The organism is Paenibacillus sp. CAA11, from assembly GCF_003060825.1.
GTDB lineage: Bacteria > Bacillota > Bacilli > Paenibacillales > Paenibacillaceae > Fontibacillus.
Genome location: NZ_CP028922.1, coordinates 1,670,208 through 1,683,331, shown reverse-complemented (window position 1 = coordinate 1,683,331; position 13,124 = coordinate 1,670,208). Strand labels below are relative to the sequence as shown.

At 47.1% G+C, this 13,124-nt stretch carries 15 protein-coding genes; 6 read left to right on the top strand and 9 right to left on the bottom strand.

Features of this window, described 5'->3' with window-relative positions; all coding sequences use genetic code 11:
- Positions 1-231 precede the first annotated feature (231 nt).
- On the top strand, positions 232-1,416 hold the full coding sequence (locus tag DCC85_RS07905) for a putative glycoside hydrolase (protein WP_108465092.1): 1,185 nt from the start codon (positions 232-234) through the stop codon (positions 1,414-1,416).
- Between the two features lie 178 nt (positions 1,417-1,594).
- Positions 1,595-2,956, top strand: coding sequence for an MATE family efflux transporter (locus tag DCC85_RS07900; RefSeq protein ID WP_108465091.1), 1,362 nt, complete (start codon positions 1,595-1,597; stop codon positions 2,954-2,956).
- A 95-nt stretch (positions 2,957-3,051) separates the two neighbouring features.
- Here the strand turns inward: DCC85_RS07900 and pfkA are convergent, their stop codons facing one another.
- The 9 genes from pfkA to DCC85_RS07860 all read right to left on the bottom strand — a co-directional run bounded on the left by pfkA (position 3,052) and on the right by DCC85_RS07860 (position 9,994).
- Positions 3,052-4,023, bottom strand: coding sequence for a 6-phosphofructokinase (pfkA, locus tag DCC85_RS07895; RefSeq protein WP_108465090.1), 972 nt, complete (start codon positions 4,021-4,023; stop codon positions 3,052-3,054).
- 99 nt (positions 4,024-4,122) lie between these two features.
- Positions 4,123-5,229 (bottom strand): tetraprenyl-beta-curcumene synthase family protein, encoded by a 1,107-nt coding sequence (locus DCC85_RS07890; protein WP_442789525.1) that lies wholly within the window; start codon positions 5,227-5,229, stop codon positions 4,123-4,125.
- Positions 5,230-5,288: 59 nt separating this feature from the next.
- Positions 5,289-5,528 (bottom strand): hypothetical protein, encoded by a 240-nt coding sequence (locus DCC85_RS07885; RefSeq protein WP_325048409.1) that lies wholly within the window; start codon positions 5,526-5,528, stop codon positions 5,289-5,291.
- A gap of 600 nt (positions 5,529-6,128) precedes the next feature.
- On the bottom strand, positions 6,129-6,299 hold the full coding sequence (locus tag DCC85_RS22925) for a hypothetical protein (protein ID WP_159081815.1): 171 nt from the start codon (positions 6,297-6,299) through the stop codon (positions 6,129-6,131).
- Entirely contained in the window at positions 6,296-7,525 is a 1,230-nt protein-coding gene (locus tag DCC85_RS07880; RefSeq protein WP_108465087.1) for a DUF4129 domain-containing protein, read from the bottom strand. The genes DCC85_RS22925 and DCC85_RS07880 overlap by 4 nt, the downstream gene beginning before the upstream one ends.
- Positions 7,522-8,076 carry a DUF58 domain-containing protein gene (locus DCC85_RS07875; protein ID WP_325048418.1) on the bottom strand — a complete coding sequence of 185 codons (555 nt, stop codon included), beginning with the start codon at positions 8,074-8,076 and terminating at the stop codon, positions 7,522-7,524. The genes DCC85_RS07880 and DCC85_RS07875 overlap by 4 nt, the downstream gene beginning before the upstream one ends.
- The gene (locus DCC85_RS07870) at positions 8,076-8,618 is read right to left on the bottom strand and encodes a hypothetical protein (protein WP_108465085.1); all 543 of its coding nucleotides are present in this window, start codon (positions 8,616-8,618) and stop codon (positions 8,076-8,078) included. The genes DCC85_RS07875 and DCC85_RS07870 overlap by 1 nt, the downstream gene beginning before the upstream one ends.
- Entirely contained in the window at positions 8,618-9,589 is a 972-nt protein-coding gene (locus DCC85_RS07865) for an AAA family ATPase (RefSeq protein ID WP_108465084.1), read from the bottom strand. Before DCC85_RS07865 ends, DCC85_RS07870 begins: the two co-directional genes overlap by 1 nt.
- 207 nt (positions 9,590-9,796) lie before the next feature.
- The gene (locus tag DCC85_RS07860) at positions 9,797-9,994 is read right to left on the bottom strand and encodes a cold shock domain-containing protein (protein ID WP_108465083.1); all 198 of its coding nucleotides are present in this window, start codon (positions 9,992-9,994) and stop codon (positions 9,797-9,799) included.
- A 215-nt stretch (positions 9,995-10,209) separates the two neighbouring features.
- Here DCC85_RS07860 and DCC85_RS07855 point away from each other — a divergent pair, with 215 nt between their 5' ends.
- The 4 genes from DCC85_RS07855 (at position 10,210) to DCC85_RS07845 (ending at position 13,107) form a co-directional block, all read left to right on the top strand.
- Positions 10,210-10,443, top strand: coding sequence for a hypothetical protein (locus DCC85_RS07855; protein WP_108465082.1), 234 nt, complete (start codon positions 10,210-10,212; stop codon positions 10,441-10,443).
- A 48-nt stretch (positions 10,444-10,491) separates the two neighbouring features.
- Positions 10,492-10,662, top strand: a complete 171-nt coding sequence (locus tag DCC85_RS23150) for a hypothetical protein (RefSeq protein ID WP_199909985.1) — start codon at positions 10,492-10,494, stop codon at positions 10,660-10,662.
- 210 nt (positions 10,663-10,872) lie between these two features.
- Positions 10,873-12,663: an oligoendopeptidase F gene (pepF, locus tag DCC85_RS07850; RefSeq protein WP_108465081.1), complete on the top strand. Its 1,791-nt coding sequence runs from the start codon at positions 10,873-10,875 to the stop codon at positions 12,661-12,663.
- Positions 12,664-12,762: 99 nt separating this feature from the next.
- On the top strand, positions 12,763-13,107 hold the full coding sequence (locus DCC85_RS07845; RefSeq protein WP_108465080.1) for a LapA family protein: 345 nt from the start codon (positions 12,763-12,765) through the stop codon (positions 13,105-13,107).
- Positions 13,108-13,124 lie beyond the last annotated feature (17 nt).

Sequence of the window (13,124 nt, the reverse complement as noted above, 5' to 3'; positions counted from 1 at the left end):
CCAAGCCGCTTCTATTTCTGAGAATAGAGGCGGTTTTTGTTTGCTGCAATAAGGGTTTGATTTTTAAAAGAAAATTCACCGTTTAACATCTCTTCCATCGGTTTAAAAAGACAGAGGCCCCCGTCCGCAAAAATGCGGCGCTCCAGATGACATTAGTGACAATCTTGTGATCGGAAGGGACAGTTATGCCGCTATAATTATAGTTATCGTGTACACAAGGGAGAGAGGAAAATGAATATACTATGGACACTGCTCCTAATTGCAATCGGAGCCTCCTCCGGTACTCAGACGAGCACCGGATCGCCACAAAGCACGGCGCTGCAAGATCTTCTGCACTCATCCTATCAATCCATGATATCGCATTCCCAAGCATCAGGAACCACAGCACGGTCCGCTTCTTCCTCCGAGAAGCAAGATCCTCAGCCGGATGCTCCAAAGGTCAAAGGCATTTATGTCACCGCCTATAGTGCGGGCGGTTCACGCATGAACAAACTGGTGAACTTGCTCGACTCTACTGAGCTGAATTCGATGGTCATTGATCTGAAGGATGATGCCGGGTACATAACTTACCCTACTCAAAATGCGAAGCTGCTGAAATACAGCAAGCCGCAGAAATTTATCGGCGACATAGATGCTTTAATGCAAAAGCTGAAGAAGCATGACATTTACCCGATTGCCCGAATTGTTGTTTTCAAAGATACGGTGCTCGCCAAAAGTCACCCAGAGCTTTCCTTTACGCGCAGCGACGGCTCTGTATGGAAAAATGGTAAAGGCGACAGCTTCGTCAATCCCTACAGCAAGGAGGTATGGGATTACAATGTGGAACTGGCCAAAGAGGCCGCCAAACTGGGATTTAAAGAAATTCAATTTGACTATGTACGCTTTCCGGAGGGATTTGAGAAACGAGCGGACTCTCTAAAGTATCAGAAGTCTGAGCTAAGCCGGGTGGATGCAGTCTCCTCCTTTGTTGAATATGCCAGGAAGCAGCTGGACCCCTTAGGTGTACGCGTATCTGTTGATATCTTCGGTTATGCCGCTTCCGTACCTGCAGCCGAAGGCATTGGCCAGGATTTTGTGAAGATCTCCAACAACGTCAATGTCATCAGTCCAATGGTTTATCCAAGCCACTACACAGCAGGCTGGTACGGAGCAAAGGACCCGGACAAGGCACCTTACCAGACCATCAAGGGCTCCATGGAGGACACGCATAAAAAGCTGGACCCTCTCGGCGGCAAAAAACCGATCATCAGACCATGGATTCAGGACTTTACAGCCAGCTGGCTCGGAAGCGGCCATTATGTAAAGTATGGGAAGCATGAAGTAGAAGAGCAGATTCGAGCCTTAAAGGATATGAACGTTGATGAATTTCTATTATGGAATGCCTCAAATCGCTATACAAGTGGAGTAAATTACTGAACTAATACCAGGACATCCTTTATTCTTATTAGGCCCACTAACACCAAGACGATCCCGGCGTGCTGATAGTCAGCATACCGGGATCGTCTTGGTCTTCGTCTTATACATATTCTCAAACCTGCAGAAATCAGATAAAATAGAACATTGCATGTTACTTCTCATGAAATGGAGTATCTTTATGAAACCAACTTCAACCCTTCGGGAAAAATACAGCGTCTTTATACGTATTTTAATCCCAATTCTAATAACTCAAGTAACGATGTCCCTCATGACGTTCTTCGACACCTTAATGTCCGGACACGCCAGTCCTGCCGACTTAGCCGGCGCTGCTGTGGGATCAAGCCTTTGGAATCCTGTTCAGACGGGCTTAAGCGGCATACTTATGGGAATCACCCCTATTGTATCCCATCTGATTGGCGCAGGTAAGCGTAATAAAGTAGCTTTTAACGTAACACAGGCACTGATGCTTGCAGCACTCGTCGGCGTCCTGGTGATCGGCTGCGGATTCTTTCTGGTCCCCACCATCCTGAACTATATGAGTCTTGAACCCAAAGTCCATCATGTCGCCTTCTATTTCCTGACTGCACTCGGAACCGGTGTGCTTCCGCTTTTCGGATATATTGTACTCCGTTCCTTTATCGATTCACTAGGCCAGACCAGGATATCCATGGCAATTACACTAACATCACTGCCGATTAATGTAGCCGCAAATTATGTGCTGATCTTCGGAAAGCTGGGCTTCCCGCGACTAGGGGGAATCGGTTCCGGTATTGCTTCAGCCTTTACCTACTGGTGTATCTTTCTGCTTGCACTTATTATCGTGAGACATGCTGCTCCATTTCGAGAATACGGCGTATTTCGCCAGTTCTTCCGACCCTCGCTGGCCAAATGGAAGGAACTGCTCAAGATTGGTGTACCGATTGGCTTTGCGATCTTCTTCGAGACGGCCGTCTTTGCTGCCGTGACCCTGCTGATGAGTCGGTTTGATACGGTAACTATCGCAGCCCATCAATCGGCAAACAACTTTGCATCTACCCTGTACATGATTCCATTAAGCATATGTATGGCACTGACGATTCTGGTTGGCTATGAAACCGGGTCTTCCCGGTTAAAAGACGCCCGCCAATATGCCAAGCTGGGAATTCTAACCGCAGCTGCCTTATCTGTAGTTACTGCAGTCATTTTAATGCTGGTTCGGCAGAACGTGGCCGAGCTATATTCTAACGATGCCGAAGTCATTCAGCTGACAAAACATTTTCTAATCTATGCGATATTTTTTCAGATTTCGGATGCCATCGCGACTCCGACCCAAGGTGTCTTAAGAGGCTATAAGGATGTCAATCCCGCCTTCTTTCTGACCTTTGTGGCGTATTGGATTATTGCTCTTCCACTAGGTTATGTTCTAGCCAGCTATACGGGTCAAGGACCTTATGGCTACTGGATTGGTCTCATTACTGGACTTGCGATCGCAGCTGTCCTGCTGTTGCGCCGGCTGATCCGACTTCAGCGAAAGCTTGCCGGGCTAAGCATAGATCACTGATCATTTAACAGCCTGACCATGTCAGGATAAATTACAGCAATAAACCCCGCTGCCTACACAGAGGCGAACGGGGTTTATTACTGTTAAGAGATATTTTATTGGGACAAACGAAGCGCCAGTTCATACATGTCCATGTTAAACGGCTTCTTCGTATTCACTACTTTCTCAATATCTGTAAGCACCAGCTGTCCGTTCATCACACCACAGCCTTTATTGGATTCACCCTCAATCAGCTTGCGAACTGCAAAATCACCGAGCCGGCTGGCAAGATTGCGGTCAAACGGCGTAGGTGCGCCACCTCTTTGGATATGACCCAACACAGTTACCCGCGGATCGATGGAAGCGTAACGCTCTTTCAACGCATTCGCTACATCTTCACCTTTACCTACGCCCTCTGCTACGATGACAATACTATGTCTCTTGCCATGTTCAAAGTTCTGAGCCATCCGATCTGCCACTTCATCAAGGTCGTAAGGTACTTCAGGAACAAGAATGGTCTCGGCACCGGATGCCAGTCCTGCATGAAGAGCAATATCTCCGCAATGACGTCCCATAACTTCTACAACAGAAGAGCGTTCGTGGGAGGACATCGTATCGCGTAATTTATTTACCGCATCCACCACGACATTAACCGCGGTATCAAATCCAATCGTATAATCGGTAAAAGAAATATCATTATCGATCGTACCCGGCAGGCCCATTGTTTTGATGCCAAGCTTACTTAACTTCTCTGCTCCTTGATAGGAACCGTCGCCACCGATAACCACCAGACCGTCGATTCCGCGATCCCGCAAAATTTGCGCGCCCTTTTGTTGGCCTTCAGGTGTCTTGAACTCCAAGCAGCGTGCGGATTGAAGAATCGTTCCCCCGCGCTGAATAATGTCGCCTACACTGCGGATATCCATAGCGAAAATGTCGTTATTCAGAAGGCCTTGATAGCCGCGCTGAATACCAAATACCTCCAAGCCGTGGTAAAGCCCGCTGCGAACAACGGCGCGTACGGCCGCGTTCATCCCTTGCGAATCACCGCCACTTGTCAGAACCGCGATTTTTTTAACTGCTGTCATGTTATTTCCTCCTAAATTATGATCAAGCTATACTTCCCGATTCATTTCATGTTCTATCATGTCATCATAAAATTACTCTGGAAGTTAAACATGAATCTGTTATAAATGTTTCCGAATCCAGCGGCTGTTGGCAAAAAAGAATAGCCGAGTCAGCGGGCTCCTCCGCATCAACCGGCGGGATACGCTTTGGATTTCTTCTTGCTGGCCTACCTTAGGATCAGACAAATAAAGTGCAAGCAACCCTTCAATGATCATCCGATGGAAGGATGACGCAGGGAGAGCTTTGATATCACTTCGTGCCGCCTCGACTATAAAGGCGATCCGCTCCAGCATGATTTCATTATTCTCATAGTAGTTGCAGAAGTTTAGATCTCCGCCAAGTTTGTCCTCATCTTGATCAATTAAGTAATCAAGCATAATATGCAGCCCGCAAAGATGGGGGAAATAGGCCTCTTTTATAACTCTAGCACTATTGGTGTCTAAGGCTGCTTCTGACGAGGCCAGGAACAGCATGAACACTCCCAGCGTAGATCCCGTAGCTGCTGCAAATTCATTCCAGCGCAGATGCGGAGCACGGTGAGCATGCTTCTGGCGCCAATTCAATAAGGCGTCTTCTCTTAAATGAGGCTTAATATGCTTGTACACCTGTAGATCAGTATACAATCCGACCAGGTCGGTAATTTCAGTTTGTGCTGCCGCATATCCCGGAAGCTCCTTGATGCATTCCCGGCATTTCGCAACTAGAAGGTTCAAATAGCCCCCATCATTATTCTCCGTGCGCAATGCGTAATAATCCGCCATTTCCGCCCCAGGATTGACCGCATCCAGCATGGATTGATGCAAGAGCCGAAAATCTCCTGCATCCATTGATGTGCTCCGGTCACAGAGGTTATCCAGATAGTCACTGATCGTCTGAAAGGCTACAATCAGGGGAATGAGAACATGACGCTGTGATAGGTTAGCCGCAGCATACACAGCTCCTCCTTGACAGTGAAATTCCTTGGTCGCAATACTTGCCAATGCCTGTTTCCTAAGTTCAGCATCCGGAATTCCCTCTGCTGTCCTCTTCCATGTCTCAAGCTCGGAGCGCACAGACGGCAGAATGAACTTATAAACGCGGCTCATTAGGCGCAAAGGATCACGAGGAATTTGGTTACGCTTCTTTTCGAGATCAATCAATGGTAAGCCTCCACGAGTTAGGAACATCTTATTAAAATCATGGGATTATTATAATATGATCCAACCCTTTCTTCAAATTAACTATATCACAAATGTCTGTGTCCTGAGGACACCTCAGCTGTAATCCGATACCAAATATGAAGATCGTTAATTACACTGGCAAGCTCAGCAATTTCCCCATTGAGACTGCATGTTATATCGAAGTCCTCTTCCTCGCTCATCATTCTCAGCTTCAAATCAATATTCTGTTCAAGCTCCATCACTCTGCTGGGAATAGCTCCTCGAATCTCTTCCCAGTCTGTTATGATTCGAAGTTGCTCATCCATACTGTATTCTTCTATAGGCGTTTCTAATAAAGGAGTATGAATACCCAGCCTGTCATTATATTCAAAACAGGGATGCCGCATAGCAAAACACCCTCTCTTCCAAAAGTATCAATAATATACTTTACCTAACAAACTACACGTATGCTATACTACACCCGAGTAAATAAGGGGATCATGACTAATGCAATCTACGGGCTGGTATCGAAGTCCGCTACTGTGGCTTCGGGCATTTATCTATACCATATTCGGTATAAGTGTACTTGTTGCGTCTTATTTCCCATTATATTATGCAGAACTTGGATTCAACAATTCCCAAATCGGCTATCTGTACGCAGTAGGCCCTGCCTAATGTACTCTGTGCGGTTTCTACTGATGAGCACCGTCGACAATCCCTCAGGAATTATTGCTATTCAGGCCATGCAGACATCTCCTTCGGAATTTTCTTTGTCACTGCTGTCCGAATGTTGGGGCGACTCATCCCAGACAGAAATCAGGGGCGACCGGAATGGCCCTGTTCACCGTAATGTGGTCAAGTCTGTCTGGCCTAGTCAGCGGCGCTTTTGGCGGGATAATCTTTCAGCACTTCGGACGGCAGGACTTTTACTGGGTTGCCATAACGTTCTGTATTCTTGCTTTCTTCGGCTTTGCCAGCCGATATTTGTTTGTCACATCCAGAAAACGCCATTCCTCTCTCAAGCGGGAAGGCATAAGGCTCAGAATCGCTTGTTTACAAATGAGATAATCGCGCCACTCCAGCTTTACCCTGTTCATGCTTTGTTCTTATCTTTATGGCTCCCGTATCGGACCTCGTTATAATCCTGAATCAGGTTACGAACCTCGTTCTCACTAAGTTCAGTATACTCAAGCCTGCCGGCAATTTGTCTGCCGTTCTCATTGGGAGTATAACCAGGCCGATAATCATAGCCCTTCTTCATTGCAGACTGGACCAAACGTTGGTAATTTCTTCGGACAACATGCTCAGGCTCCTGATATCCTCGTGTTCCCCGACGCTTGCGCCGCGTCTTAGCAATACGCTCCAATTCATCATGGTAGCCTGGATCAGTCTCTGGCTCCTTGATCATTCCACCCAGCTTAAGACGTTCCAGCAGACTTTTTAGCCAGCTGGGCAGCCATTTTCGCAATAGGGAATAGAGCAGTCTAAGCACAAAATAGGCTAATAATAGAACCAGAATACTGCTAACTACCATCCAGGCCTTGCTGATCCACTGCAACTTATGAACCTCTGTCGGATCCGAGAGATCATACTGCATCGGTTCCAGCTCAAGATAGTGGAAGTTGTATTCATTCGGAGGAACAGGGTCATAGCCCCATACGAAATCCGTCCAGCCAAACAACAAATAGATTAGTCCCTTAATTAGAGAAGGAATCTGTTTAAATGCACCTAACACCACAATGAGACCAATAAAGATAAGTGTAAGACTCCGGTTCATCAGCACAATGCCGCTAAATGGAACTTTCTCCTCTGCTCTTACCCCTGCGGCCTGCTTAACCTTCCAATCGTTCATGCTCAGCAAGACTGCAGACAAAGTAACAACTCCTGCTATAAAGACGGATAATGAAAAAGGCTGCAGGACCTCACTACGTTGTGAATAAATATAAACAACCAAAGAACAGACAATTCCCAAGGTAGACAGTAGCTTCTCCGCCTGCAAGCTGAACGGCTTGCGGACCGTTCCAAAACTATGCCAAGAGAAGGCACACAAAATCAATATTATAACTACAGCTCTTCCTCCTAAATAGCCAGGCATATAACACAGGCCGCCAAGAATCAGCGCGGGAAGCAAAGCTATCGCCTGTGCCCTGCCACCGCTGATCCTATATCCGACCCATGCGCCGAACATGCTGCTGATAAACACCAGAAGAGCCGTAAAGTAAGGCGAAATCTCCAGCATAAATATAGATAAAATTAATAGCAGCGGATATGCGTAAGCCGTCTCTCTTAAGCCAACACCCATTGCAGAGGTGATCTTCTTCACTGACCAGACACCTCCTTGAACTTGTGCTCAGGTGCTTCTCCAGTCTGAATAAGGCTTACACTGCGCCCTGCTCCCTCTAACTCCTGAATAGCGTCCTTAACCGCTGGCGAGTTTTCAACGCTTATAATGATGTAATCACGGCTGGGATGAGCCCCGTTCTGATCCTGAAGATAGGTCTTAAGCGGCGCTTGGGTCCTGAGGCGAATTCCGGCCATGCACTGATAGAGGTCTTGCAAATGGGCCGAGCCTCGGCCTGGCTGCAGCTGTCGTTCATAAGAAGAGTATGCATTATGACCGAACCCGACGGCGACCCCCTGTCCGATTAGGGCCGATACGCAGGTAGCGGCTGCAGAGATCGCATGCTCCATTTGCTCGGCCTCTTCAAGCTCCCGCCAGCTGTCCTTTTCCATCTCAACATTGAGGAAAATGACAACCTCCGGGTCCGCTGTATAACCCTGCCTATACACCTGCAGTGTCCCTATATGAGCCGTCGCTTTCCAATGGATTCGGTTCATGGGGTCACCGGCCGCGTATTCTCTTGCTCCCTCAATCAGAAAAGGATCCTCCAGAATCCATCTGCAACTGCAAAATCACCCTGCCACGTATTCCAAGCAGCAGGCATCTCCTCTTCTTCAAGCAATCTCGGTGCAACAACGAGCGGAATGCGCAGCTCAAGCTGTCGCATGGAAGTAAACATGCCGAAGATGTCGCCTGCTACCATCTGTGCTGTGGAAAAGTTGAAGATTCCCCGCCCACTGCAGGTTATGAAATGCCGACGGGTAATGCGAGTTCTTGGCATCATGGAGAAAGCACTGACATGCTGCTGATAGACCATTCCGGTATCAACACGGCCTGCAGCACTGCCTTGAAAGTGAAAAGAAGCTGGAAATTCCGCCTCCAGCCTCAGCCAGGGAACAGGGAGGCGTTTCGTATTAGCGAGAACCTCTATCATTTCAATCTGTTCTCCCGCATGGACGCGTTCACTGCTCAAACTACGGCTGTAAGTAATTCTTCTTAAAGAAAAATGCCCCAGTGCCACGCCTTGAATAATGGATAGAACGGCCGCCAGGATTAACAACCATAACAGTGCCATTAGACATCCCTTGCCTCTTCAAGCGCCGCCTCACTGGGTACAGGGACAACGGATAGAGCTTCATTAATTAATGCAGCCGCCTGTTCGCTCTGCTGCTGAGCCCGGCTGCGCATCACAATCCGGTGAGCCAGTACCGGCACGGCTAGTCGCTGAATATCGTCAGGAAGCACATATTCCCTCCCTTGGATGGCTGCATAAGCCTGTACGGCTCTCAGCCATGCCTGTGTTCCGCGCGGACTGACCCCAAGCGCCGCGTCAGGATGCTGTCTGCTCTTCTCTGCTACGGCAACCATATAGGATAATAAATCTTCATGGATCTTGACTTGTGTGTATTGCTGTTGAATATGTAAAATTTCCTCTCTCGCAGAGATATGAGGTAATTGCTGAACCGTTTGCCCGGACAGGGTTCGGCGCAAGACCTCAACAGCTTCCTCCGAAGTGGGATATCCCAGCTTAAGCTTCATCATGAACCGGTCCATCTGAGCCTCTGGGAGAGGGAAGGTGCCTTGGTTATCGATTGGATTCTGTGTCGCCAGCACCATAAAAGGACGATCCAAAGGCATGGTTATTCCATCTACACTAATCTGCCTTTGTTCCATACATTCCAGAAGGCTTGACTGGGTTCTAGGCGTTGCACGGTTAATCTCATCAGCGAGTATGATCCCCGCGAATAGGGGGCCGGGTCTGAATTTGAACTCTCCTACCTTCTGATCAAAATAATGAATTCCTGTCAAATCCGACGGAAGCAGATCCGGAGTGAACTGAATTCGCTGAAAAGAAAGTTCAAGTGATCTCGCTAAACTTTTGGCAAGCAATGTCTTGCCTGTCCCGGGAACATCTTCAAGTAAAATATGCCCTGAGGCCACTAACGCCGTAAGCAGCAGTTCGATCTCGTCCTCTTTTCCTACGATCACCTTGCCGATGCTATCCTTTAATCGCCGGCTCCAAAGCTTGATTTCACTAAAGTTCATGTTTGGACTCCTCCTTAGTCTCCCTCTATCGCATCTTACCTTGTATCTAATTCCAACTATTGTAGCATACAGAATCTGGAATCGGGGATAAAAAACAGTTATCGACAAGATAAGACACAGAGAACGCAAAAAAACACAGCCCCTAAGAGCTGTGTCTTTATATGTGCCGAAACTAATACTTATAAGTTATCCGTTAAGGAGTGTATCTTATAATTTGATTACGTTAGCGGCTTGAGGACCACGGTTACCTTCAGTGATTTCGAATTCAACTTCTTGACCTTCTTCCAAAGTCTTGAAGCCTTCGCCTTGAATTGCGGAGAAATGAACAAATACGTCTTCGCCGCCTTCAACTTGGATGAAGCCATAGCCTTTTTCTGCGTTAAACCATTTAACTGTACCTTTCAAGTGAACAACCTCCTAAAAATATCGTCATCATTGACGAATACCAACATTATACCCCATCCTCAGGTACAATGCAACGGAACATTTACCTCATTTTCTTCAATAGGGTTCACATCTCCTTCCTTTTCTCCAGTGTTTCATTTGCTTTCCGATTAAGGCTGGGTTATGATTTTAAAAAGCTTTCCTATTAACAACATCAGAACGGAGTACGAAGGCCGATGATTAAAAAACATGAAATTTATAAAAGAGACAAATGGAACATGATGACTGTCGAAGTGCAGGGCAAATATATCGTCTTGCGGGAGATTTCCGATCAATGGGGTGAAGAAACCCATACCTTTCTAAGCCGTCCAGCGCTGATGCAGTGGGCACAGAATCGCTTTCCCAAAGAGGATTATGCAGGCAAGGAAGACGAGTGGCGGGAGCTCATGGCTGCCTTCAAGCAGGTATAGATCTTATACACCAGCTTATCTTGATTAAAGGAGTCTGAGAAAGTTTCTATGAACTCTTCTAATGTAACGGTTTTTGTTATTTTAGCTTTTGCGCTAGCCATCGTTGTCCTTCTAAGCAAGAACAATATTCCTCCCGCACTGAAGCGGGGTCTTGCCTTGGTCTCCGTCCTGATGGTGGCTATGGCATTTTTTCTAATTGTCTACAGTTTTATAAGCTAGGAACTTCTATATAACGAGTTACTGATATCTTGGCCATCGCCGGGGCATACTACGGTAAAAAAAGGAAAGCAGGCTTGCAGTATGAACAGCCCAAAGTGGCTCTCTCTTTTATTAACCGCCAGCATGCTGATCAGCACCCCGGCCGGAGCTTCAGTAACCGCTATGCGAGATTCCGCAGCTTCATCTATTCATAATCCAAGGAGGATACCTATGAGCACCCTACCTAAGCGTTCCGAAGTAAGCAAGGAGAACACCTGGCAGCTTGAAGATTTGTTCCCTAGCCAGCAGGCGTGGGATCAGTCTTATGAGGAGCTGAAATCCCATCTGAAAAAAGCTGCAGATTACGAAGGAAAGCTCACTTCGGCAGAGAAGATCAAAGCCGTATTCGAGCTTGAAGATGACCTGTCCCTCCAGATGGAGCGGCTGTTTGTCTACGCAAGTCTCAATCATGATCAGGACACCACTAACCCTACATATCAAGCGCTGCTCGAGAAATCCAAAAAACTTAGTGTTGAAGTCAGCGAGGCACTCTCCTATGTAACTCCGGAAATCCTATCGCTGCCTGAAGCTGAACTGGACCAATTCATCAGCAACCCTTCTTTGAAGGATTACCAATTTACGCTGCAGGAGATCAAGCGTGAGAAAGCCCATGTCCTCTCCAAGACGGAGGAAGCACTTCTTGCCCAAGTAGGCAATCTGACACAGGCCCCGCAAAGCATCTTCGGCATGATCAATAATGCGGATATGAAATTCCCTAAAATCGAGGATGAGAACGGCAAAGAAGTAGAGCTGACACATGGCAGCTATATTCAATTCCTTGAGAATCCTAACCGCGATGTTCGCCGCCGTGCCTTCAAAGCGGTCTATGATACGTATGCCAAACAGAAAAACACGCTCGCCGCAACACTTAATGCGAACGTCACCAAGAACATTTTTTATTCCCGTGTACGCAAATATCCTTCGGTGCTGGAAATGTCTTTGTATGCTGATAATATCTCCAAGGATGTATACACGAATCTGATCGATACTATCCATGAAAGCCTGCCGCTCCTTCATCGTTATATGAAGCTGCGCAAGAAGCTTCTCGGAGTTGATGAGCTGCATATGTATGACCTGTTTGCCCCTCTTGTTGAAGAATATCAATGGGATATTACTTATGACGAAGCAAAGAAGATCATCAAAGAAGGGCTTAAGCCGCTTGGCGAAGACTATTTGAATGCCCTGCAAGAGGGCTTTGACAACCGCTGGATCGATGTCTATGAGAATGAAGGCAAACGGACAGGAGCCTATAGCTGGGGAGCTTACGGCACGCACCCTTACGTACTTCTGAATCACAATGACAATTTGAACAGCATGTTCACCCTAGCTCATGAAATGGGCCACGCCCTTCACTCTTACTATTCGGACAAAGCGCTCAAATATCGGGATGCTCAGTACACCATCTTCCTTGCTGAAGTAGCTTCCACCACGAATGAAGCGCTGCTGATGGACTATCTGCTTAAGCATGCGGACAATGCCAAGCAAAAGCTGTACCTGCTCACCTATTATGCCGATCAATTCCGCACGACGGTGTTCCGTCAGACGATGTTCGCGGAATTTGAGAAGATTGTACATGAGCGGGCCGAAGCCGGCGTATCCATGACGCCGCAAGAGCTGTCCTCCATCTATTACGAGCTTAACCGCAAATATCATGGTTCGGATATGCATGTGGACCAAGACATTGAAATGGAATGGGCAAGAATTCCTCACTTCTATAGAAGTTTCTATGTCTACAAATATGCTACCGGCTTCTCTGCAGCTACCAGCTTCTCCAAACAAATTCTTGAAGAAGGGAAGCCGGCCGTTGACCGTTACCTTGGATTCCTGAAGAGCGGCGGCAGCGACTACTCCATCAACATTCTGTCAAAAGCCGGCGTGGATATGTCTTCGCCTCAGCCAATTCGTGAAGCGATGAGCGTATTTGGCGATATTATTGAACAAATGGAGCAGCTTACCAAGTAATTCATTGTTCTATTTGAACTATCCCTTGCCCTATTCAGGCAGGGGATTTTATACTGTCTAGAGATGTATGTACCAGCCGGACATCAAGGAGGTTCTCATGTGAAAATACAATGGTCCTTGATCGCAGCTCTCGTCTTTGCTTTAATCACTGCGATCTTCGCTGTTATTAACGTTAATCCCGTTCCCGTCAATCTGTTGTTCGGGTCCGTAAGCGTGCCTTTGATCTTGCTCATATTGGGCTGTACGCTGCTGGGTGCCATTATTGTCGGTTCCTTTGGCCTCTACCGCGGCTATCACCTGCAAAAGCAAATCAAAAGTCTTCAGGCACAGCTGATACATATTCAAGAAGCTACCGGCTATGTACCGGAGACAACTTTAACTCCCGAAGAAAGCCAGACCAAGCAAGTCACTGAACCCGAATGGGATCACGAAGAGAAGAACTAAATTAGATTAAGGAGGCT

Excerpts from the sequence above, each read along its gene's own strand:
- DCC85_RS23150 (WP_199909985.1), top strand. The coding sequence starts at position 10,492 with ATGAACTCTTCTAATGTAACGGTTTTTGTTATTTTAGCTTTTGCGCTA.
- DCC85_RS22925 (WP_159081815.1), bottom strand. The coding sequence starts at position 6,299 with ATGAACAGGGTAAAGCTGGAGTGGCGCGATTATCTCATTTGTAAACAA.
- DCC85_RS07905 (WP_108465092.1), top strand. The coding sequence starts at position 232 with ATGAATATACTATGGACACTGCTCCTAATTGCAATCGGAGCCTCCTCC.
- DCC85_RS07855 (WP_108465082.1), top strand. The coding sequence starts at position 10,210 with ATGATTAAAAAACATGAAATTTATAAAAGAGACAAATGGAACATGATG.
- DCC85_RS07890 (WP_442789525.1), bottom strand. The coding sequence starts at position 5,229 with ATGTTCCTAACTCGTGGAGGCTTACCATTGATTGATCTCGAAAAGAAG.
- DCC85_RS07865 (WP_108465084.1), bottom strand. The coding sequence starts at position 9,589 with ATGAACTTTAGTGAAATCAAGCTTTGGAGCCGGCGATTAAAGGATAGC.
- DCC85_RS07900 (WP_108465091.1), top strand. The coding sequence starts at position 1,595 with ATGAAACCAACTTCAACCCTTCGGGAAAAATACAGCGTCTTTATACGT.
- DCC85_RS07885 (WP_325048409.1), bottom strand. The coding sequence starts at position 5,528 with ATGGATGAGCAACTTCGAATCATAACAGACTGGGAAGAGATTCGAGGA.
- pfkA (WP_108465090.1), bottom strand. The coding sequence starts at position 4,023 with ATGACAGCAGTTAAAAAAATCGCGGTTCTGACAAGTGGCGGTGATTCG.
- DCC85_RS07870 (WP_108465085.1), bottom strand. The coding sequence starts at position 8,618 with ATGGCACTGTTATGGTTGTTAATCCTGGCGGCCGTTCTATCCATTATT.
- pepF (WP_108465081.1), top strand. The coding sequence starts at position 10,873 with ATGAGCACCCTACCTAAGCGTTCCGAAGTAAGCAAGGAGAACACCTGG.